The sequence below is a fragment of the Zhihengliuella alba genome, assembly GCF_039538765.1.
Taxonomy (GTDB): Bacteria; Actinomycetota; Actinomycetes; order Actinomycetales; family Micrococcaceae; genus Zhihengliuella; species Zhihengliuella alba.
On the sequence record NZ_BAABCJ010000001.1, the window covers coordinates 18,444 to 39,576 of the forward strand.

Here is a 21,133-nt window from a genome sequence, read left to right on the forward strand (position 1 = left end):
GGTGAAATCTTCCCCTTCCGCGGGGCTCGACGACGAGCTCCTCCCGGACGCGGGACCACCCTAGGAGGATAAATGACCGCTGGAACCACGGCCGTCGACGAGCGCCCGAGCCAGCCGGCGCCGCCGAAGAAGAAGGACCGCACGCACTGGCTCTACATCATGGTGATCGCCGCCGTCGTGCTCGGCGCGGCGGTGGGCCTGATCGCCCCGGAGGTCGGGAAGGACCTCAAGCCGCTGGGCACCATGTTCATCGCGCTGATCAAGATGATCATCGCCCCGGTGATCTTCTGCACCATCGTCCTCGGCGTCGGCTCGATCGCCAAGGCGGCCACCGTCGGCAAGGTCGGCGGCCTGGCGCTGGGCTACTTCATGGTCATGTCCACGTTCGCCCTGGCGATCGGCCTGGTGGTCGGCAACATCATCCACCCCGGCGAGGGCCTGCAGCTGCAGCCGTACGATGCGGCCTCGGCCGGCGAGGAGAACGCGACCGTCGACTTCCTGCTCGGCATGATCCCCGGTGACATCCCGGTCCTGCCGACCCTGGTGCTCGCGCTGCTGGTGGGCTTCGCGCTGCAGCAGATGGGCGAGGGCGGCGCGCCGGTCCTCGGGGCCATCCGCAACATCCAGGCCGTGGTCTTCCGCCTCATGATGATGATCATGTGGATCGCCCCGATCGGCGCGTTCGGGGCCATCGCCGCCGTGGTCGGTGCCACCGGCTGGGCCGCGATCGGCTCCATGGCCGTCCTCATGGGGGCCTTCTACGCCACCTGCGCCCTGTTCATCGTGGTGGTCCTCGGCGGGCTGCTGAAGATGGTCACCGGGATCAGCATCTTCAAGCTCCTGAGGTACCTGGCCCGCGAGTACCTGCTGATCTTCTCCACCTCGTCCTCCGAGTCTGCGCTGCCGCGGCTCATCGCCAAGATGGAGCACGCCGGCGTCTCCAAGCCGGTCGTCGGCATCACCGTCCCCACCGGCTACTCCTTCAACCTGGACGGCACGGCGATCTACCTGACCATGGCGGCACTCTTCGTCTCCACGGCCATGGGGATGCCGATGAACCTCGGCGAGCAGATCGGCCTGCTGGTGTTCATGATCATCGCGTCCAAGGGCGCCGCCGGCGTCACCGGCGCCGGCCTGGCGACCCTGGCCGCCGGCCTGCAGGCGCACCGTCCGGACCTGCTGGACGGCATGGGCGTGATCGTGGGCATCGACAAGTTCATGTCCGAGGCCCGCGCCCTGACCAACTTCACCGGCAACGCCGTCGCCACGCTCCTGATCGGCAAGTGGACCGGCGAGCTGGACCGCGCGCAGACCGAGGAGGTCCTCTCCGGGCGCCGCCCGTTCGACGAGGCGACCATGGAGACGGTCGGCCACTAGCGGCCGGCACGGGGCGGTCCCTCGAGCGGAACCGGCGCACTGCGCCGGGGGAGCGCCGGGGGAGGGCCGGGTACGACGGCGAGCGGCGCCGTCGTACCCGGCCCTTCCGCGTCGACGGGGCCCTCCCGCGTCGACGGGAACCTTTCACCTCAGCTTCAAGGTAAAGGCTCGCCGGTGAACGGAACGCGTCGCGGCCGGGCGGCGGAGCGTTAGCCTTGAACGAGTTAGACACACGACGACGGAAGAAGTGGTTGCAACCGTGAGTGAGACTAAGGGAACCCGTCCCCGCGCTGGGCTGCTGAACGAGCCTCCAGTCCTGGGGCCCACGGGGCGTCCGCTGACCCACTTCCCGGAGCCGGAGCCGCTGAGCGTGCACGGCCCGGCGCGCATCATCGCCATGGTGAACCAGAAGGGCGGGGTCGGCAAGACCACGTCCACCATCAACATGGCCGCCGCGCTCGCCGAGTACGGCCGCAAGGTCCTGCTGGTGGACTTCGACCCGCAGGGCGCGCTCTCGGCCGGGTTCGGCATCCAGCCGCACGATCTCGACGTCACCGTCTACAACGTCCTGATGGACCGCAAGACGGAGATCGCCGACGCGCTGATCGAGACCGGCGTCGAGAACATCGACCTGCTGCCCGCCAACATCGACCTCTCCGCCGCCGAGGTGCAGCTGGTCAACGAGGTCGCCCGCGAGCAGGTCCTGGCGCTGGCCCTGCGCAAGGTCCAGGACGACTACGACGTCATCCTGATCGACTGCCAGCCGTCCCTGGGCCTGCTGACCGTCAACGCGCTGACCGCGGCGCACGGCGTGATCATCCCGCTGACCGCCGAGTTCTTCGCGCTGCGCGCCGTCGCCCTGCTGGTCGAGACCATCGAGAAGGTCCAGGACCGCCTGAACCCGGGCCTGTCCATCGACGGCGTGCTGGCGACCATGTACGACGCACGGACGCTGCACAGCCGCGAGGTGGTGGGCCGGCTGCTGGAGGCGTTCGGGGACAAGGTCTTCGAGACCGTCATCAAGCGCACCATCAAGTTCGCCGACGCCAACGTGGCGGCCGAGCCGATCACCAGCTACGCCGGGAACCACCCGGGCGCCGAGGCCTACCGCAACCTCGCCAAGGAGCTCATCGCCCGCGGCGGGGCCCCGTAGACCGCGGGCGCGGACCGGAGACCGGGAGGGGCGCCCGCGCGATGAGCGAGGTGAGCGCAGCGGAGTCGGCGAAGCCGGCGGGGGAGGACGCCCCCGCCGGCTTCGCCGTGACGCTGGAGCACTTCAGCGGGCCGTTCGAGGTCCTGCTGAACCTGATCGGCAAGCGCGAGCTGGACATCACCGAGATCGCCCTGGCGGCGGTGACGGACGAGTTCATCGCCTACATCAAGGAGCTGCGCACCCGAGTCGGGAACAAGGCCCTGGACGAGACCACGCAGTTCCTGGTGGTCGCCGCGACCCTGCTGGACCTCAAGGCCGCCCGGCTGGTCCCCTCCGGCGAGGTCGAGTCGGAGGAGGACATCGCCCTCCTGGAGGCCCGCGACCTGCTCTTCGCCCGGCTGCTGCAGTACAAGGCGTTCAAGGCCGTCGCCGCGGAGATCAACCGCCGGTACGTCAGCGAGGGCGGCCGCTACCCGCGCCAGGTCTCGCTGGAGCCGGAGTTCGCCGCCCTGCTGCCGGAGCTAGTCTGGAAGACCGGAATCGCCGACTTCGCGGCGATCGCCGAGAAGGCCCTGGCCCCCAAGCCGATGCCGGCCACCGAGGTGGGCTTGGGGCACCTGCACGCCCCGGCCGTCAGCGTCCGGGAGCAGGCGGCCGTGATCGCCGAGCTGCTGCGGGCGGCCTCCGAGGCCGCCGACGGGGCGGGCTCCAGCCTGAGCTTCGCCGCGCTCACCGCGGACGCCGACTCGACGCTGATGGTGGTCGCCCGCTTCCTGGCGCTGCTGGAGATGTACCGGGACAAGGTGGTGGACTTCGACCAGGCGGACCCGCTCGGAGATCTGCAGGTCCGCTGGACCGGCGACGAGGAGACCTGGAGCGCGGACCGGCTGCAGGAGGAGTACGACGACGTGGGGCCGGGGCCCGCTGAGAAGGAATCCGCGGCCACGCAGTACGAGGAGACGGAGGAACCATGAGCACGCAGGCATCGACGAGCGCGCGGGCATCGACCAGTGCGCAGGCCTCGGCGGCGCGGTCGGCGGCGAGCCCGGACACCGGGGTCGACGTCGAGGACCTGCCCGGCGGCCTGCGGGCCGGCCTCGAGGCCGTGCTGATGGTGGTGGACGAGGCGGTGCCGGCGGCGCAGCTGGCCCGGGTGTTCGGCGTCTCCGCCACGGAGGTGGAGTCGGAGCTGGAGGCCATCGCCGAGGCCACCGAGGGGCACGGATACGAGCTGCGGGAGATCGGCGGGGGCTGGCGGTACTACTCCCGACGTGACTTTGCTCCCTTTGTCTCCCGGTTCGTGGTGGACGGCCAGACGGCCCGGCTGACGCAGGCGGCGCTTGAAACTCTGGCCGTTGTCGCGTATCGTCAACCGGTTACTCGCGGGCGGATAGCGGCCATCCGCGGGGTCAACGTCGACTCCGTGATGCGGACGCTCACCCTGCGCGGACTCGTCGAGGAGGCGGGCACGGACCCGACTTCGGGCGCCCTCCTGTATCGGACGACGTCGTATTTTCTGGAAAGATTGGGTCTGGGCAGCATCTCCGAGCTGCCGAAGCTGTCGCCGCACCTCCCGGGCGTCGATGAACTCGACGGGCTCGACGGCGAATTCTGACTTTCCGGCGTGCCCCGCGCACGCACCGCGCACCACCGCCAGCGTTGCGGGATGCGCCCGCCGACCACACGAGACGAGAGAGACGAACCGGCGCCGCCGAGCGGCCGACCGGCGAGTCGATGTAAGGACACAGCATGAAGCAGACACCGTCAGGCTCCGGCCGCGGCAAGAAGCCCGCCGCCGGCGGCAGGAACAGCGGCGCCCCCGGCCGGAACAGCGGAGCCCCCGGCAGGAACAGTGGAGCCCCGGGCCGGGGTGGCCAGCCGTCCGGCAAGGGCGCACCGCGCACGGGAGGCCCGTCGTCGGGCGGACCCCGCTCCGGCGCCCCCCGCTCGGGCGGGCAGCGTCCCGGGTCCTCGCGGACCGACGGGCCGAAGGACAACGGCGACCGGTACGAGAGCGACCGGTATGAGGGCTCCAAGTTCGGCGCGCCCAAATCGGGCGCCGGCAAGTCCGGTGCAGGCAAGCCGGGTGCGGGCCGGGGCGGCCCGAAGGCGGGCGCCAAGTTCGGCAAGTCCACCGGCAAGCCGGACGCGCGCGGCGGCAAGCCGCAGCCCCGCAAGAGCGGCACCAAGCCCACCAAGGCGTTCGCCGGCGAGCGGTTCGGCCGCCAGCTCGGCGCCGTGGACCGCAAGCAGCGCGGCCCCGTCTCCCGCCCGGCCAGCACCGAGTCCTCGGGCGAGGGCGTGCGCCTGCAGAAGGTCCTCGCCAACGCCGGCGTCGCCTCCCGCCGCGTGAGCGAGGAGCTCATCGAGGAGGGCCGCGTGGAGGTCAACGGCGAGGTCGTCACCGAGCTCGGCGTCCGCGTGGACCCCACCCGCGACGCCGTCCACGTGGACGGCATGCGCGTGCAGACCAACGAGGAACTGAAGTACTACGTCTTCAACAAGCCCCGCGGCGTGGTCTCCACCATGGACGACCCGGAGGGCCGCAAGTGCATCTCCGACTTCGTCAAGAACCGCGACGAGCGCCTCTTCCACGTCGGCCGGCTCGACGTGAACACCGAGGGCCTGCTGGTCCTGACGAACGACGGCGAGCTCGCCAACCGCCTGACGCACCCCTCCTACGAGGTGCCGAAGAAGTACCTGGTGCAGGTCAACGGGCCGCTGCCGCACGGCGTCGGCGCGGAGATGAAGAAGGGCCTCCGCCTGGAGGACGGCTTCGCGAACGTCGACTCGTTCAAGCTCGTGGACTCCGCTCCCGGCAAGGTCCTCATCGAGGTGGTCCTCCACTCGGGCCGCAACCGGATCGTCCGCCGCTTGTTCGACGCGGTCGGCTTCCCCGTCAAGCGCCTGGTGCGCCTGGAGATGGGGCCGCTGCGCCTGGGCGACCAGAAGCAGGGGACCGTGCGCGCGCTCGGCCCGCAGGAGGTCGGGCACCTGCTCGCCTCCGTGGGCATGTAGCGCCGGGCCGGCACCCAGCGCATCGCGCCCCTGGAGGGGGCGCCTGCTCCACCACGACGACGGAAGGACACCATGACTGAGACGCACCTGCACGGCCCCGTGCTGATCCTCGGCACCGGCCTGCTCGGCGCCAGCGTCGGCCTCGGCCTCAGCCGCCTGGGCGTGGACGTCCTGCTGTCCGATCCGTCGCCCACCGCGCAGGCCATCGCCCAGGACATCGGCGCGGGCCGCATCCTCGGCGGGGGAGAGGACGACGCCGCCGCGCTGCAGCCGCAGCTCGTGGTCGTGGCGGCGCCGCCGGACGTCGCGGCCGCCGTCGTCGCCGACGCGCTGCGCACCTACCCGGAGGCGACCGTCGTGGACATCGCGTCCGTGAAGGCCAGCATCCTCGCCGCCCTGCGGCAGGCCGCCGACGCCGGCGAGATCGCCCCGGGGGACCTGTCCCGCTACGTGGGCACGCACCCGATGGCCGGCCGGGAGAAGTCCGGGCCGGCCGCGGCGCGCGGCGAGCTCTTCACGGCCATGCCGTGGGTCGTCTGCGCCCACGCGGACGCCAGCCCGGCCGCCGTGCGCACGGCCGCGGACCTGGGCGCGGACCTGGGCGCCACGGTGGTGCGGATGGACGCGGCGGAGCACGACGCCGCCGTCGCACTGGTCTCCCACTTCCCGCAGATCGCCTCCTCCCTGCTGGCCTCGCGGCTCATGAACGCCCCGGCGCACGCGCTGTCCCTGGCCGGCAACGGCCTGCGGGACACCACGCGCATCGCCGCGTCGGATCCGCGGCTGTGGATCCAGATCCTCAGCCACAACGCCCCGGAGGTCGTGAAGATCCTCCACGGGCTCCGCGAGGACCTCAACCGGCTCATCGCCACCCTGGAGGACCCGGGTGCCGACGGGGCGCTGCTGGACCTGGCGAAGCTGATGGAGGAGGGCAACGCCGGGCAGGCGCGCATCCCCGGCAAGCACGGCTCGCCGCCGCGCGCGTTCGCCGTCGTCACGGTGATCGTGGACGATCGGCCTGGGCAGATCGCCCGGCTCCTCGCCGACGTCGGCGAGGCCGGCGTCAACCTCGAGGACCTGCGCATGGACCACTCCTCCGGGCACCAGGTGGGCATGGTGGAGCTCTCCGTGCTGCCCGGCCGGAGCGAGGAGCTCACCCAGTACCTCTCTGACCGCCAATGGAAGGTGATCCAGTGACCGCACCCGAAGAGACCCAGGCCGCCGGCGGCTCCGCGTCCGGCAACACCGCGTCCCATAACGCACAGGAGCGGCTGGTCGTCGCGATCGACGGGCCCTCCGGCAGCGGGAAGTCCTCCGTTGCCAAGGAGGCCGCGCGCCGCCTCGGTGCCGCCTACCTGGACACCGGCGCCATGTACCGGGCGGTGACGTGGCACTGCCTCGACGCCGGCACGGACCTGACCGACGCCGACGCCGTGGCCCGCGCGGTCCGCGAGGCGGACCTGTCCATCAGCACGGACCCGGGCCTGGAGCGGATCGCCATCCACGGCACCGACGTCACCACCACCATTCGCGAGCCGTTCGTCTCCGAGGCGGTCTCCGCCGTCGCGACCAACCTGGAGGCGCGCGCCGAGCTGGTGCGCCGCCAGCGCGCGATCATCGGCGAGCAGCCGCGGATCGTGGCCGAGGGCCGGGACATCACCACCGTCGTCGCACCGGACGCGCACTGCCGGATCCTGCTCACCGCCAGCGAGGAGGCGCGGATGCGCCGCCGCGGGCTGCAGCTCGGCGGGGCCACCGCCGAGGCGCTGCAGCGCCAGGTGGTGGAGCGGGACGCCAAGGACTCCACGGTCACCAACTTCACCACCGCCACCGACGGCGTCCACACGCTGGACTCCTCCGACCTGGACTTCGAGCAGACGGTACAGGCCGTCCTGACGCTCGTGGAACGGGCCCCGCGGGCCTGAACCGGCCCGATAGACTGGAACGATTCTTGACAACGTTCTCCCCAGCAAGCGAAGGAACTTCACTGACATGACCGACACCCCCACCACGGGCGACGGCGACGAGTACCTGCCCTCGGGAGAAGACCACGTCGCCGAGCGCTTCGCCGGCATCTCCGAGGAGGACGCGGAGGCCCGCGTCGCCTCGCTGCGCGCCGGCCTCGCCGACTACGACCTCGACGACGAGGACGCCGCGCTCCTCGCCAGCATGAACGACGACTTCGACGACGAGGGCGAGGACTCGCTCCCGCCGGTCGTCGCGATCATCGGCCGCCCCAACGTGGGCAAGTCGACCCTGGTCAACCGCATCATCGGCCGCCGAGAGGCCGTGGTGGAGGACGTGCCGGGCGTGACCCGCGACCGCGTCTCCTACCAGGCCGAGTGGGGCGGGCAGGACTTCACCCTCGTGGACACCGGCGGCTGGGAGCACGACGCCAAGGGGCTGCAGGCCCGCGTGGCCGAGCAGGCGGAGATCGCCGCCGACCTGGCGGACGCCGTGATCTTCGTGGTCGACTCCTCCGTCGGCGCCACCGCCACCGACGAGTCCGTGATGAAGATGCTCCGCCGGATCAAGAAGCCCGTCTTCCTGGTCGCCAACAAGGTGGACGACATCATGCAGGAGGCCGAGGCGCACGCGCTGTGGTCGCTCGGCTTCGGCCAGCCCTACCCGGTCTCGGCGCTGCACGGCCGCGGCACGGCGGACCTGCTGGACGACCTGGTGAAGAAGCTGCCGGAGTACTCCGCGTACGGCGGGCTCATCCCGCGCGGCGGCCCGCGCCGCATCGCGCTGGTGGGCCGCCCGAACGTCGGCAAGTCCTCGCTGCTGAACAAGCTCGCGGGCTCCGAGCGCGTGGTCGTCGACAACTTCGCCGGCACCACCCGCGACCCGGTGGACGAGCTCGTGGAGCTCGGCGACCGTACGTGGCGCTTCGTGGACACCGCCGGCATCCGCCGCCGCCAGCACATGGCGCACGGCTCGGACTACTACGCGTCCCTGCGCACGCAGGCGGCCCTGGACAAGGCCGAGGTGGCCGTGGTGCTCCTCGCCGTGGACGAGGTCCTCAGCGAGCAGGACGTCCGCATCCTGCAGATGGTGATCGACTCCGGCCGCGCGCTGGTCCTGGCCTTCAACAAGTGGGATCTGCTGGACGACGAGCGCCGGTACTACCTGGAGAAGGAGATCGACCGGGACCTGGCGCACGTGGAGTGGGCCCCGCGCGTGAACATCTCCGCCCGCACCGGCTGGCACAAGGACAAGCTGGTCCCCGCCCTGGATACCGCGCTGGAGTCCTGGGACCGCCGCATCCCTACCAGCAAGCTCAACGCGTTCCTGGGCGAGCTCGTGGCCGCGCACCCGCACCCGGTGCGCGGCGGCAAGCAGCCCCGCATCCTGTTCGCGACGCAGCCGTCGGCCCGTCCGCCGCGCTTCGTCCTGTTCACCACGGGTTTCCTGGATCCGGGCTACCGGCGCTTCATCACGCGGCGCCTGCGCGAGACCTTCGGGTTCGAGGGCACGCCGATCGAGATCAGCATGCGCGTCCGCGAGAAGCGCGGCCGCAACCGCTAGCCGGGAGTGCTCTGTACGACGGCGCGGGGTCGCGTTTCGTGACATTCCCGACGTCGCACGGGGAGCCCCGTGGCACGGCGGACGGCCGACATGGGGTACAGTATTCAAGGAGCTTTTCGCAGACGGTACCCCGCCCCGGCGGGGAGAACGTCTGCGAAAACTTCGGGCTGTGGCGCAGCTTGGTAGCGCACTTGACTGGGGGTCAAGGGGTCGCAGGTTCAAATCCTGTCAGCCCGACCGTTGTGATGTGTCGGGACATCGTTGACAGATGTCTCAGCACATCGTTGAAAGGAGGTCCTCCGAACCTATGGGTTCGGAGGACCTCCTTTTTTCGTGCCTGGGTGCGGGTTTGTTCGCCATCTGGCGGTGAGGCTGCGGCCCGTCGAATCGGTCGTCTACTGAGGGTGCTACCGTTCGGCTCCGGGAGCGTCGGACCGTGCGCTTCGGACATCAAGCGGTGTACGTTCCCCGGGCCTGCGGTGTCCGCGCTCTGGGGCTGGTTTACAGCTTGTTGGAGCAGTATTCGACCGACAGCGCGTAGACCCACTGCCGGCTGACGCTGTACTTCGTGGCGGCCGCGGTGACGCTCAGGGCCTGCTGGAGCACGGAGCGGACGATGACGAGGTTCTTCTGCTTTCCCATGCCCGGCTCAACGCCGTAGGTGTCAACGATGTCCCGAGACAGGTGAAGGCGGCTCTGTCGTGTAGCGGGAGCGGGAGCCGAGGAAGTCGAGGATCTCCACGCGCGTGGCGTCGGCGAGGAACCAGTGGGTGATGTCGGCCTGCCAGCAGCCGTTGGGCAGGTCGGCCTCGAAGCGTACGTAGGAGCTCTTGGGCCGATTGCGCGGCTCGGGGGCGGACGAGTCCGGCTCGGGTGAGGATCCGTCGGATCGTGGAGGTCGAGGGGGCGTGCAGGCCTTCTTGCTGGAGGTGCCAGCGGTTGGTGTCTCCACAAGGCCGAGCTGATTCCCGCTCGACCGGCCTGGCCGTCCGTGACCGAGGTCGAGTTCGAGACGATGCGCTGGGTCCCCTGGTGGAACATCGAGCGACTGCACGAAGCCCTGGACTACCGGACCCTGCCGAGATCGAAGCCGCCTACTATGGAACCCGAGCGAGAGCAGCCGTCCTCGCGTGAACCCCGAAACTAATCCCAGGGCGGTTCATTTCGAAGCTTTCGGGTCTCCGAGGGTGTGGGGTTCCGGTGATGCCTGTGGCGTTGGAGAATCTTTTTTGTGGGAGCAAGCCTGGTGGCTAACTGCTGGCGCTGCTGTTTCGACTACGGACTGAGGAGGGGCAGTCGCTATGAGAGAGAAACTTGGCGGGAGTTGGTGCCGGGCCCGGCGGCGCGGGGAGCAGGGGTGAGCGCCGCGGTGCCGGACATCGGGGCACTCTACGAGCGTTACAAGCACGTGATGCATAGGGTTGCGGCTTCGGCGCTCCGTGGGGCCGGCCTGCTGTCGGAGGTTTCTGATGTGGTCCAGGATGCGGTTGTGTCGATCATTAGCTCGCCGCCGTCGTATGAGGTTCGGAACTGGGAAGCGTTCCTCGTCCAGGCTGTGAAACGTAAAGCGATTGACCGGATTCGCTCTGCACCTGTTAGGCATGCCGGGGACGGATTCGACGAATGGGTTCGTGATCGACCGGAGGACGGCGATCTCGCCCAGGATGTCGTGGATGAACTCCATCGACAAGAACAGGTGAAACTCGCGCTGGAGAGCCTGGCCGTCCTCGACGAACGCCACCGAACGGCCGTATGGGCGACGGTCGCTCTCGGCCGGGCACGCGCCGACGTCGCTGCCGAACTGGGAGTGACCCCGCCGAGGATCAGCCAAATGGTCAAGCGCGCATTGAAGCTCATGAGAGAAGAGATGACGAGGAAGGAGGGAACAAGCGATGCATGACGATGAACGCGAACGCCTGTTCGTCGAGCTGTTCGAACGGCCAGACGATCGCGAGCGGATACTCGAGGAAGCGCAGCTCAGCGATCACGAACGAGTAGAGATAGCTGAGCTCGCGGGCGTAGCCGATGCGCTCTGGCTCTCTGCACAGGAGGCTCCAGCTCTTGAGGATGACCCAGTTGCGGCCATGCTAGGTCTTGTCCCCGACGCCGAATGCAGCCTTGACCCTTCCTCCTTATCGCGAGCGCGCAAACGTTCCCGACTGGCCGTTAGTGACCTGGCTGCTCGCCTCCAGCAGCGCGGGTGGGAAGTGAGCGCAGCCGACGTCTTCCGTTGGGAGACACGCAGTGCAGCAGACGTATCCCCGGCCGAAGTACAAGCCATTGCCGAGATCCTGCGCACACCGGTCGAGAGCCTCATCTCCAAAACGGTGAAGCAGCCCTTGCCTGATCTGGTTCAATCCGTTCGGAGCAACCCGCGGTTCGCGCAGCTCGTGACCCGCTGGGCGAACGCCCAGAAGGTCTCTCTCGCATTCGCAAGCGCCGCTCTGGAAAGTCGAATGCTCGCCACTGTGCACCGAGGAGAGCGCCCCAGTCCGGAGCAGCTTCTGGAATCTCTTGGAGTCCTCGTCGACGCGATCGAAGGGACCGACCAGAGACGAGGAAATCCATGAGTCTGGAGGCGTGCGTCGAGCAGGCGCTCTCCTTGATACCCGAAGCGACCCAGGCGCGCTTCGCAACCGACCCACTCGGAGCCATCCGCGAGGACCTGGGCCTGACCGCCACCGCTGTCAATCATCTGGCTGGAACCCGGGCAGAAGGGGGCGCCTGTGATGGCGTCTCCTTTCTGCAAGACGGCGTGGTCCTCTACGCGCCAACACCCCACAGCCGCAGGGAGAACTTCACGCTCGCCCACGAGGCCGGCCACTGGCTCGTTGACCAAACATCTGGCATTTATGACTGGCTGGCCGAACAGCCAGATCCTCCCAAGCTGCTCGAGACCGTCTGCGACCGCATCGCCCAACGGCTACTGCTTCCCGAGGCGGCTGCCCAAACGATCGTGAGGGACGGTCCGATTAGGGCCAGGCACCTCATCGAGCTATACGATGCAACACAGGCGAGCCGACCAGTCTGCGCCATCGCCCTGGCTAAACATCTGCCAGGGCTCGGCGCCATTGCCATCATCGACCGGTACACCCGATCCGTCACTCATGCGAGCATCAAACCCGATCCCCACCGAGGCTGGCCGGCCGTGTTCCCCTGGCCCCAACAGCAACTGACTGACGAACACCCGTTGTTGGCACTCGCCCCCGGCAAGAGCACCAGCAGGCGCCTGCCCTGGCGCACCCCATGGGGAGCCACCGCTGACTTCTACATCGACGCCATGGGCGACGACAAGCGCGTACTCGCCGTCCTCTGCTCCAGGGATCTCTGGGACGCGGCCAGGTTCCACCCAAACGCGCCCCGAGAATTCGATACCAGGCCCCTGCTCAGCGGGTACTGCTGCGGATCCGCCTTCGAACGCCGCGGGTACCCCTGCCCCGAATGCAGCGGGGCGTTCTGCCCGCATTGCGAGGACTGCCCTTGCGCGCGGCAGACCAAGCGCGAGATCCAGTGCACCGCCTGCTTCATCCAGTACCAGCCGCACATAATGATCGACGGGCTATGCGCCTCCTGCCGAGAGTGACCCTAACTCTCCGCGCCCCTGTCTCGACTACACCATGAGAGCCCCGCACAGCGGACCACGGCTCCCAGAACGGAGGTGAAGAAGAGTATGGCCAAGAACACCGGACGCGGACACCGCGTCGGAGCAGTCAAAAGCCGCAGCGAGTTCAAGCGTGGCAACACCTGGTTCAAGCGTGACAGCACCACGGGTCGCATCCTCAACGGCAGCCCGAACCAGCACAAGGGCGTCAGCAACGAGAAGTGACACCCCGCGGGCCGGCGGCCCAACGCCGCCGGCCCGCCCCAACGTCAACCAGCGGAACCCACAGGGGGGGGCCATGGCAGTTCACTGGGTCAACTACGACCTCAACAAAACCGGGCAGGATTACAACAAACTCATCGAATACCTGAAGTCCCACAAGGCCTGGGCGAGGCCGCTGGCGAGCTCCTTCTTCGTGAAGACTTCGTTGACCACAGGTCAGCTCCGGAACGGAATCACGCAGCACATTGACGCGAACGACGACGTCCTCGTCATCGAAATCAATGGGCAGCGCTGGGCGACCTATGGTCTATCGGAAAAGATGGGCACCTGGATGAAAACGCACATCTAGCTCGTCGACGCCGCTCGAAGCAGGGGACAGGTGCTCCATTGCCTTGGCCTCCCGCCGCTTGTGCGAGACCAAAGAAGCCCTCCGGCTCCGCGGAGATCAGTGCTAACGGGCAAAACAGACTCAATGAGCGGCCGGAGTTAGTACGCTAATGTCATCGAGGGAATTTTGGGGGATGCAAGTTGGGGACGCAGCAATATCGTAGAGAATTGGAAATTCGGAGTAAGCACCGAGTAGACGCCGAGAAGAAGGCCGGTGATCTTCGGAACAAGGAATCGAAGAAGCGTGCGGAAGCCGATAAAGCAAGGCAAGAAGCATCGAAAAGCAAGAACGATTCGACGGTGAGATCGAAATTGAGCCTGGCCGCGCAAAGGGATAAGGAGGCGGCCGCTGCCGGCAAGGAGGCCAATAGGTGGCAAACGAAGGCATCTGGCTATGCGAAGCAGGAGTTAGAGTTCCAGTCAAGGCTTCGGAAAGCTGAAGTCTCCGAGGTCAACGCAGCCGAGCGGAAGCGAAGACGGGAGGAAGTGACCGCCGCTCGACGAACGGCCACAGAGAAAGCTGAGGCCCATGCTCGTTTGGCCCGCACTGAACGGATCGTGGGGGACGCGCTCCGAGAGATCCGCGCACCCAAACCCGAGAAACTCCGGGTGCTGTTGCTTGGAGCCGCTTCAGAAGGCGATCTTCGTGTTGGGCGCGAGCAGAAGCGCATCAGAACGGCCGTCGATTCGGCGCTGCACCGCGACTCGATCGAGCTCGATGTGCGCCCTGCAGCGACCATCGCCGACTTGCTGGATGGCATCATTAGGTTCCGTCCCCATATCGTGCACTTCTCGGGACACAGCAACGAAGACCTGATCGTGTTCGAGTATGAGAACGACTCTCCACACAAGGGCCATCCGGTGACGGCTGAGGCGTTCCTGCATGCCCTGGTAGCGGCTGATGAACCGCCGTTGCTTGTGTTGTTGAACGCCTGCAAGTCTGCGGCCCAGATCGATCAGCTCGTGCAGGAAGCAGTCCCTTTCGCCGTCGGAATGGCTGACTCCATCGCCGATGGCGATGCCATCAACTATGCGGCTCAGTTTTATGCCTCGATCGCCAACGGCCAGTCTGTGCGTTCGGCCCATATGGCGGGGCAGGTGGCTTTGGAATTGGCAGGGCTTGACGGCGCGGAGCTGCCGACGCTTGCTTTTGCGCCAGGAGTAGACCCGGGCGAGGCGATCCTGGTTAAGGCTCAGCTCTGATTTCTCCTGTGCAGGTGGTATCTGAGTGCAACGGTTCCTGAACCCCCTGGGATTAGTTCCGATCTCCTGTTGAGAGGATTGGGCTATGCCCCAGAAGTACCCACAGTCGTTCCGGGACCGTGCCGTGCGCATGGTGACGGAGCGTTTGGAAGCCGACGGTGCCCCGACGCGCTACACCGTGGTCAGGGAGACAGCGACGAAGCTCGGTGTCTCGACCGAGGCGCTGCGCCGGTGGTGCGAGGTCGCTGACATCGACGCGGGCCGGAAGCCCGGAGTGAGCACGGATGCTGCGGAAGAGATCCGCCGGCTGAAGCGGGAGAACGCCGAGCTGAAGCGGGCGAACGAGATCCTGAAGACCGCGTCGGCTTAGTCCGTGCGCGGAGTGCGACCGTCCCATGACGAGATGATCCGGTACATCGATTTCTACCGGGATCAGTTCGGGGTCGAGGCCATCTACGAAGGTCTTGAACCGGTCAGAGCGTGGGTTCATCACTTCTCGCGGCTACCGGGTGGCGAAGACCCGCCCGAAGTCCGCCCGCACGGTGCGCGATGAGCTGCTGATCGGTGAGTTGAAGCGGCTGCACACGGTCAACTACGGGGTCTACGGTGCCCGGAAGATGGTTCGAGTGATGCGCCGTGCCGGATGGGAGCTCGGGCGGGATCAGTGCGCCCGGCTAATGCGCGCCGCCGGCATCCACGGAGTCGTCCGGGGCCGCCGGCCCCGCACCACGGTCCCGGCGAGAACACCGGATGAACGCCCGGACCTGGTCCAGCGTCGGTTCCGCGCCGAGGCGCCGAACCGGTTGTGGGTCGCGGACATCACCTACGTGCGCACCACCGCCGGGTTCTGCTACACCGCGTTCGTCACCGACGTCTTCTCCCGAAGGATCGTCGGCTGGGCCACCCGTGCGTGTCAGATGGTTTGTGCTCACCGGGGAGTATGCCACCACGGTCGGCGCGAACCATCCGGCTGAAGGAAGCCACGAAACTGGAGGGGCGTGACCTAGCTGTTCCGGGTAAGCACCTTGGCGACGCCCGGATAAGGAGAAGGCCTCCACGATTGGTGGTGCCTAACGTCACCGGGCGTGAAGAACGAATTGGTGACAGGTCAAGTTGTCACCGATTCGTTCTTCACACCCGTGCGTTCTCGTCACCACTCCCATGGCGCTTGCTCTGCAGGACGGCGGATACCCGCTCGGTCCCATGCGCGGCTTGCCGCACGCTTGAGACGCTCATTGCAGTGGACGCTGCAGACGTGGCGATCACGATGAACCCAATGCGCACTCTGGCTGACCGGCGCGTCACACCAGATGCACCTTTCACCTCCACTTGCGCGCCCTTCGGGGTGTGCAAGTGATCTGTTGAACCACGCCCAGTAATCGTCTGTAGGATCGGTGCCGGCTTGTACGAGAACCCAATCAGGAAGCTTTCGTCGGGTGACTCCTGCTTGGGAGATGCGGCTTCGGAGGGCTTCTTCGCTCAGGGACAGGCGAGCGACGAAGTCTTCCTCGGTGATGATCTCCAGGGGCTGACCAGCGTCGACGAGGTCGAAGGCTTTCTGCAGCTTCGCTGAGAAGCTCGCCCCAGGGCGAAAGGTACGCGAGTCGAAGTCCCCGGTGACCAGGATCGTCGTCTTCTTGTTGACCCCCGACTGCGCCAGGCCACCATGCTCCACGACCAGTCGGCGCGCCTCATCGCGAATCATCATTCGTAGGGCGCCGGTGAAGCAGACCGCTTGACCGGCGAATCCAGTGGCGATGAGAGGATCCGGTGAGGAGTCCAACTCGGAGGCGATCGCTTCGGCCTCATCGATGAAAGTTCGAACGACAGGAACAGCGAGCGATTCCGCGAGCTGGAGAGGTGATGTCGTGTTCTTCAGCTGCGCTAACGCGATGAGAACGAGTGCGGTCATCCGTGCGTCCGCTAACGGGTCATGGTGTTCGAAGTCACCGAGTCCGAGGTGGTTCGCGACCCACGGCAAAGAGTAAGACGGGACGTGCAGCGCCGCACGAGATAGCTGAAGGGTGCACAAAGTGTCCAGCTCGGGCCACGGCAGATCGTACACGCCTGTGGCGTTGAGGAGCACGGAAACATCGAAGCGTGCGTTGTGGCCGACGAGAAGGTCGCCGCCAATGAAGCGTAGGAGAGTCGGGTATACCTCATCCCACGACGCCGCTTCCGTGACATCTGCTTTGGTTAGCCCGTGTACTCGGATGTTTCCGTCCTCGAACCCATCGAAGCCTGGCGGGGGTGAAACCAGAGCGCGATACTCATCCACGATGGCGCCATCCCGAACGCGCACGGCGCCAACTGCGCACACCGATGCACGCGATCGGTTTGCCGTCTCAAAGTCGATGGCTGTGAAATCAAGACCTATGGTCGCGCGATTAGAGGGCTCCATGAGATGAGAGTACCGAGTAGGCACGGCAACGCGTTCGAATCACGAACGAAGATTGAGGTGACCATCGGATACCCATCTGAGCCACCCGCCACCAACCAGGTACACTCGGACCACGCGAACCGCTCGGTTCCCGGTAAACACAGGGGAGTCCGCGAGTTCCCGAGACGGTCGGCGGAGACCGGAAATGGACCGGATCCGCCAAGGGGGCCGCAGGTTCACATCCTGTCAGCGCGACGAATGTCCTGAGCCTCGACATCGTTTACGAACTGTGTCGCGGCTCAGGACTTTTTGTCTGTTCACGCCAGGCTGCCCCGGAGTGGACGAGGCGGGGGTTCATCCGTCAGGTCACTGCCCGCGCGGAAAGCGTGTGAGTCGGTCCGGCCGGACGAACCTTGGAGTTACCTCGTGACTCGAACGAGTAACTCCGGTTCCTAGCTGCAGACCGGCATGGCTGGGGAAGCACTCCGGCAACTGGCCTCGACGCAGAACGGACCGAAGAGAATCGACGTATCAGATCATTTGCCCTTGGAACGTTGCGCGCTCCGGGCGCAGAATAAGCCGACGCGGCATTCGTGAACTCGTACCCCTGCATCCTCCGGCTTGAGCTGCCGAACCTGCTCCGCGGCATCCACGCTTACGCCGGCCCGATTCCCGATAGCAGCGTCGTCGCACGATTGACTCAGCACATCCTTGAGGTTCGGCCTGATCATCACGTCTTCGCGTCCTGCCGCGGGATGACGATTCGCTTGATGACGAGCAGGATTGCTGCCGTGACGGGGATGGCCACGAGAGCTCCGAGCAAGCCGAGCAATGTTCCGCCGACGAGCGCCCCGATGACCACGAGTGAGCCAGGCACGGAGATAGTGCGGTTCATGACCCGCGGCGTGAGCAAATAGGCTTCGAGCTGCATGTAGACGAGATACACGAGCGCGAAGATCAGTGCGTCCGTGGGGCTGGTGAAGATCGCGAAGAGCGTGCCGATACCCCAGAACAGGACCGGTCCCACTAGTGGGATCAGGGTGATGCAGAAAGCGATGACGGCCATCAGCTGCGGGAACGGCAACCCCAGGATGAGGTGCAGTATGAACGTGAACACTGCGTTGAACAGGGCCAGGACCACCATGCCGGCGAGGTAGCTGCCGACCGAGGCCGTGATCTCTTCCGTCAGCTCACGGACGATCTTTCGATTGCGGGCTGGGGCCAGCCGGATCAGCGACGACTTCATCGCCGGCAGGGAGGCGAGGAAGTAGAGCCCCAGCACGAGGACGATCACGATGCCAGAGAGCGCCGTGGCGAGCGTGGAACCGATCTGCAGGACCCCGCCGCCGATGGCCGCCAGATTCGTGGGGTCCGTCAGGAAGGACTGCGCGTCGGCGAGCATCGAGCCGACGCGGTCGCCGAACGTCTCCTCGAGCCACCGGTAGAGATCCGACTCCTGGAAGTCCGCGATCAGCGTGGGGGACGACCGCACGAACTGCGCCACCTGGTTCACCACGGTGGGGATGATGAGCAGCAGCACCCCAGCGAGCGCCACGACGAACCCGAAGCACACGAGGACGATGCTCCACGCGCGGGAGAGCTTCCCGCGTGAGATGCGGCGGACGAGCGGATCGAGGCCGAGGGCGATGAAGAGCGCCAGCGCGACATAGACCAGGACGGTCGAGAGGCTGGTCAGGGCGGCGCCGAGCGCCAACGCGACGAGGCCGCCGAGGGTGAGGAAGAAGCCGGCCTGGAAGGGCCGGCGCAGGATCGCGCCGACGGCCCGGCCTGCGGTGGGGGCGGCCGTCTCAGTGGTGGGAACCCCATCGGTGCTCATATCCGTCACTCTAACCGGGCGAATGACCACCATCGGGAGGCGGTGCCGCGGTGCCGGCGCCGCCTTACACTGTCCGATCCGGACGGGGGATGTCTCTATGCCGCGCCGGCGGGACAGATGAGGTCGCGGGCGGTGCCCAGACTCGCAGCGGCCTCGGCTGGAGCGACTCGGATCAGGGCGAAGGCGGCGATGATGAGCCCGGTGACCACGTCGGCCAGTTGGCTAGTTCGTTCTCCCGGAAGCCCGGGGGAATGGGCCTCAATGCCGCGCTCGATCGCGGCCCGCAGCTCGCTCCGGTACTCCGCGATAATCCCGGCGACCGCGGCGTCCTGACCGATCGGGGCGCCGGCGGCGTTGATCAGCAGGCAGCCGCAGGTGGCCGGCAGTGAGCCGGCCTGCTCGAAGGCCTGCCGCATGCCGTCCAGATACTCGAGCACCGCGTGCGGTTCCACCGTCTCCGCCTGCAGGGGCCCGAGCCGCGGCCGCAGAATCTCGTCGAAGTAGCTGCGCACGGCGGCGTCGAAGAGCCCCCGCTTGGAGCCGAATGTGTTGTAGATGCTCGAGCGGCTCAGTCCGGTCGCCTGCTCCAGCTCCGGGATGGACGTGTTGTCGTAGCCGGAGCGCCAGAAGAGCGCGCGGGCCGCTCGGACGACGTCGTCCCGGGCGAACGCCTGGGTCCGTGGCATCGCTCACCATCCTTTTCTGTACAGACCTTTACAGTATAGGTTGGTCCCGTCGATACCAACCAGCCCGGGGCGACGACGGGCACCGAACTGGAGGCCGCTGTGATCACCGCAGGACTCGTACTCGCCGGGGTCGCCGCCCTGATCCACGTCTTCATCTTCTACCTGGAATCCCTCGCCTGGACGAGCCCGCGGGCCCGCGCCGTGTTCGGCACCAGCGAGGAGGAGGCGCGCTCCACCCGGGAGCTCGCGTTCAACCAGGGGTTCTACAACCTGTTCCTCGCCGTCGCCGTCTTCCTCGGCATCGGCGTGCTCCTCGCCGGCCACACGGCCGTCGGGGCAACGCTGGTCCTCGTCGGCGCCGGCTCCATGGTCGCCGCCAGCCTGGTCCTCCTGCTCTCCAGTCCGGAGAAGCGCTCCGCGGCCCTCAAGCAGGGCGTGGTCCCCGCGCTCGGCGTCGTCGCGCTGATCGTCGGGCTGGCCTCCTGAGGTCCTCCCGGCCCCTCTATCCACCTGCCCCACCGCAGAAAGGAAACCCGACCACCCATGTCTGATTTCAGCACCACGCAGATCCAGCTCGTCTCCCGCCCCACCGGGTGGCCGACGCCGGAGAACTTCCGCACCGTGGAGGTCTCCTGCGGCGACCTGCAGCCCGGCGAGGTCCGGGTCCGCAACGAGTTCGTCTCCGTGGACCCCTACATGCGCGGCCGCATGAGGGACGCCCGCAGCTACGTGGCCCCCTACGAACTCGGCACCACCATCGGCGGCGGCGCCGTCGGCCGCGTGGTCGAGTCCGCCGCCGCCGACGTCCCCGTCGGCGCGCTCGTCCTGCACCAGCACGGCTGGACCGACGCCGTCCAGGCCGACGCCTCGACCTTCCGCGTCCTGCCCGAGCTGCCCGGCGTCCCCGACTCCGTGCACCTGCACATCCTCGGCATGACCGGCCTGACCGCTTACGTGGGCCTCACCCGGATCGCCGAGCTCCAGCCGGGCGAGACCGTCTTCGTCTCCGGTGCCGCGGGCGCCGTGGGTACCGCCGTCGGCCAGATCGCCCGCCTCCTCGGCGCCAAGCGCGTCATCGGATCGGCCGGCTCCGCCGAGAAGGTCGAGCTGCTCACCGGCAAGTACGGCTACGACGCCGCCTTCAACTACAAGGACGGCGACGTCCGCGAGCTGCTGGCCAAGGCCGCCCCCGAGGGCATCGACGTCTTCTTCGACAACGTCGGCGGCGACCACCTGGAGGCCGCCATGGCCGCGTTCAACGACGGCGGCCGCGGTGCCCTCTGTGGCGCGATCTCCGGCTACAACACCACGGAGAAGCCCGCCGGGCCGGACAACATGGCCAACATGATCACCCGCGGGCTCACGCTCAAGGGATTCACGCTGGCCTCCTACTTCCACGTCGCCCCCGAGTTCCAGGAGAAGATGAGCGGCTGGTTCGCCGAGGGGAAGATCTCCTACGACGAGACCGTGGTGGACGGCATCGAGAACACCGTCGACGCGTTCCTCGACATGATGCGCGGCGGCAATATCGGCAAGATGCTCGTCCGCGTCGGTGAGCCCGCCGGCCAGTAGTCCGGTTCCCGCCCTCGCCTCGGGACGTCGCCATGAGCGGCGGGGCGGCGGGACGATCGCCCCTAAGTGGCCGAGGCGGAGGGCTGAAGTGTCCGACGGCGAGGGCCCCGCGAGCATGCGCTCCGGGGCCCTCGCCGTTTCATTTTCCGCTCTCCGCGTCCCTGTTTTC

22 protein-coding genes, 1 tRNA gene and 1 pseudogene are annotated in these 21,133 nt (G+C 67.4%); 19 read left to right on the top strand and 5 right to left on the bottom strand.

Features of this window, described 5'->3' with window-relative positions; all coding sequences use genetic code 11:
- Positions 1-72 precede the first annotated feature (72 nt).
- From ABD784_RS00085 to ABD784_RS00125, 9 genes are all read left to right on the top strand, one after another.
- On the top strand, positions 73-1,377 hold the full coding sequence (locus ABD784_RS00085; protein ID WP_344878201.1) for a cation:dicarboxylate symporter family transporter: 1,305 nt from the start codon (positions 73-75) through the stop codon (positions 1,375-1,377).
- Between the two features lie 259 nt (positions 1,378-1,636).
- Entirely contained in the window at positions 1,637-2,530 is an 894-nt protein-coding gene (locus ABD784_RS00090; protein ID WP_344878204.1) for a ParA family protein, read from the top strand.
- Positions 2,531-2,571: 41 nt separating this feature from the next.
- On the top strand, positions 2,572-3,504 hold the full coding sequence (locus ABD784_RS00095) for a segregation and condensation protein A (protein ID WP_344878207.1): 933 nt from the start codon (positions 2,572-2,574) through the stop codon (positions 3,502-3,504).
- Entirely contained in the window at positions 3,501-4,145 is a 645-nt protein-coding gene (gene scpB / locus ABD784_RS00100) for an SMC-Scp complex subunit ScpB (protein ID WP_344878210.1), read from the top strand. The genes ABD784_RS00095 and scpB overlap by 4 nt, the downstream gene beginning before the upstream one ends.
- A gap of 134 nt (positions 4,146-4,279) precedes the next feature.
- Positions 4,280-5,548 (top strand): pseudouridine synthase, encoded by a 1,269-nt coding sequence (locus tag ABD784_RS00105; protein ID WP_344878213.1) that lies wholly within the window; start codon positions 4,280-4,282, stop codon positions 5,546-5,548.
- Positions 5,549-5,620: 72 nt separating this feature from the next.
- Entirely contained in the window at positions 5,621-6,745 is a 1,125-nt protein-coding gene (locus tag ABD784_RS00110) for a prephenate dehydrogenase (RefSeq protein ID WP_344878215.1), read from the top strand.
- A 74-nt stretch (positions 6,746-6,819) separates the two neighbouring features.
- Positions 6,820-7,473 (top strand): (d)CMP kinase, encoded by a 654-nt coding sequence (gene cmk, locus ABD784_RS00115; protein WP_344881195.1) that lies wholly within the window; start codon positions 6,820-6,822, stop codon positions 7,471-7,473.
- A 67-nt stretch (positions 7,474-7,540) separates the two neighbouring features.
- Positions 7,541-9,076, top strand: a complete 1,536-nt coding sequence (gene der, locus ABD784_RS00120) for a ribosome biogenesis GTPase Der (protein ID WP_344878218.1) — start codon at positions 7,541-7,543, stop codon at positions 9,074-9,076.
- Between the two features lie 163 nt (positions 9,077-9,239).
- Positions 9,240-9,313, top strand: a tRNA-Pro gene (locus ABD784_RS00125).
- A gap of 264 nt (positions 9,314-9,577) precedes the next feature.
- Here the strand turns inward: ABD784_RS00125 and ABD784_RS00130 are convergent.
- Both ABD784_RS00130 and ABD784_RS00135 read right to left on the bottom strand, forming a co-directional pair.
- Positions 9,578-9,718 (bottom strand): hypothetical protein, encoded by a 141-nt coding sequence (locus ABD784_RS00130; RefSeq protein ID WP_344878221.1) that lies wholly within the window; start codon positions 9,716-9,718, stop codon positions 9,578-9,580.
- Between the two features lie 61 nt (positions 9,719-9,779).
- A pseudogene (locus ABD784_RS00135) lies at positions 9,780-10,023 on the bottom strand (IS481 family transposase); the annotation flags it as partial.
- Positions 10,024-10,433: 410 nt separating this feature from the next.
- Here ABD784_RS00135 and ABD784_RS00145 point away from each other — a divergent pair.
- From ABD784_RS00145 to ABD784_RS00180, 8 genes are all read left to right on the top strand, one after another.
- Entirely contained in the window at positions 10,434-10,976 is a 543-nt protein-coding gene (locus ABD784_RS00145; RefSeq protein WP_344878224.1) for a sigma-70 family RNA polymerase sigma factor, read from the top strand.
- A complete protein-coding gene (locus ABD784_RS00150) occupies positions 10,969-11,646 on the top strand; it encodes a hypothetical protein (protein WP_344878227.1) in 678 nt (225 codons plus the stop codon). The genes ABD784_RS00145 and ABD784_RS00150 overlap by 8 nt, the downstream gene beginning before the upstream one ends.
- The gene (locus tag ABD784_RS00155; RefSeq protein WP_344878230.1) at positions 11,643-12,659 is read left to right on the top strand and encodes an ImmA/IrrE family metallo-endopeptidase; all 1,017 of its coding nucleotides are present in this window, start codon (positions 11,643-11,645) and stop codon (positions 12,657-12,659) included. Before ABD784_RS00150 ends, ABD784_RS00155 begins: the two co-directional genes overlap by 4 nt.
- A gap of 87 nt (positions 12,660-12,746) precedes the next feature.
- Positions 12,747-12,902: a hypothetical protein gene (locus tag ABD784_RS00160; RefSeq protein WP_344878233.1), complete on the top strand. Its 156-nt coding sequence runs from the start codon at positions 12,747-12,749 to the stop codon at positions 12,900-12,902.
- Between the two features lie 73 nt (positions 12,903-12,975).
- On the top strand, positions 12,976-13,248 hold the full coding sequence (locus tag ABD784_RS00165) for a hypothetical protein (RefSeq protein WP_344878237.1): 273 nt from the start codon (positions 12,976-12,978) through the stop codon (positions 13,246-13,248).
- 206 nt (positions 13,249-13,454) lie between these two features.
- Entirely contained in the window at positions 13,455-14,489 is a 1,035-nt protein-coding gene (locus tag ABD784_RS00170; RefSeq protein WP_344878239.1) for a CHAT domain-containing protein, read from the top strand.
- 85 nt (positions 14,490-14,574) lie between these two features.
- Positions 14,575-14,859, top strand: a complete 285-nt coding sequence (locus tag ABD784_RS00175; RefSeq protein ID WP_344878243.1) for a transposase — start codon at positions 14,575-14,577, stop codon at positions 14,857-14,859.
- A 139-nt stretch (positions 14,860-14,998) separates the two neighbouring features.
- On the top strand, positions 14,999-15,463 hold the full coding sequence (locus ABD784_RS00180; protein ID WP_344878246.1) for an IS3 family transposase: 465 nt from the start codon (positions 14,999-15,001) through the stop codon (positions 15,461-15,463).
- Positions 15,464-15,639: 176 nt separating this feature from the next.
- On the opposite strand, the gene ABD784_RS00185 is transcribed toward ABD784_RS00180, so the two are convergent.
- The 3 genes from ABD784_RS00185 to ABD784_RS00195 all read right to left on the bottom strand — a co-directional run bounded on the left by ABD784_RS00185 (position 15,640) and on the right by ABD784_RS00195 (position 19,392).
- Positions 15,640-16,890 carry an exonuclease domain-containing protein gene (locus ABD784_RS00185; protein WP_344878249.1) on the bottom strand — a complete coding sequence of 417 codons (1,251 nt, stop codon included), beginning with the start codon at positions 16,888-16,890 and terminating at the stop codon, positions 15,640-15,642.
- A gap of 709 nt (positions 16,891-17,599) precedes the next feature.
- Entirely contained in the window at positions 17,600-18,706 is a 1,107-nt protein-coding gene (locus ABD784_RS00190; protein WP_344878252.1) for an AI-2E family transporter, read from the bottom strand.
- A gap of 95 nt (positions 18,707-18,801) precedes the next feature.
- Entirely contained in the window at positions 18,802-19,392 is a 591-nt protein-coding gene (locus ABD784_RS00195; protein ID WP_344878255.1) for a TetR/AcrR family transcriptional regulator, read from the bottom strand.
- Between the two features lie 99 nt (positions 19,393-19,491).
- On the opposite strand from ABD784_RS00195, the gene ABD784_RS00200 reads away from it, so the two are divergent.
- Together ABD784_RS00200 and ABD784_RS00205 are read left to right on the top strand one after the other, a co-directional pair.
- Positions 19,492-19,878: a DUF1304 domain-containing protein gene (locus ABD784_RS00200; RefSeq protein ID WP_344878258.1), complete on the top strand. Its 387-nt coding sequence runs from the start codon at positions 19,492-19,494 to the stop codon at positions 19,876-19,878.
- A 57-nt stretch (positions 19,879-19,935) separates the two neighbouring features.
- Positions 19,936-20,964 carry an NADP-dependent oxidoreductase gene (locus ABD784_RS00205; protein WP_344878260.1) on the top strand — a complete coding sequence of 343 codons (1,029 nt, stop codon included), beginning with the start codon at positions 19,936-19,938 and terminating at the stop codon, positions 20,962-20,964.
- Positions 20,965-21,133 lie beyond the last annotated feature (169 nt).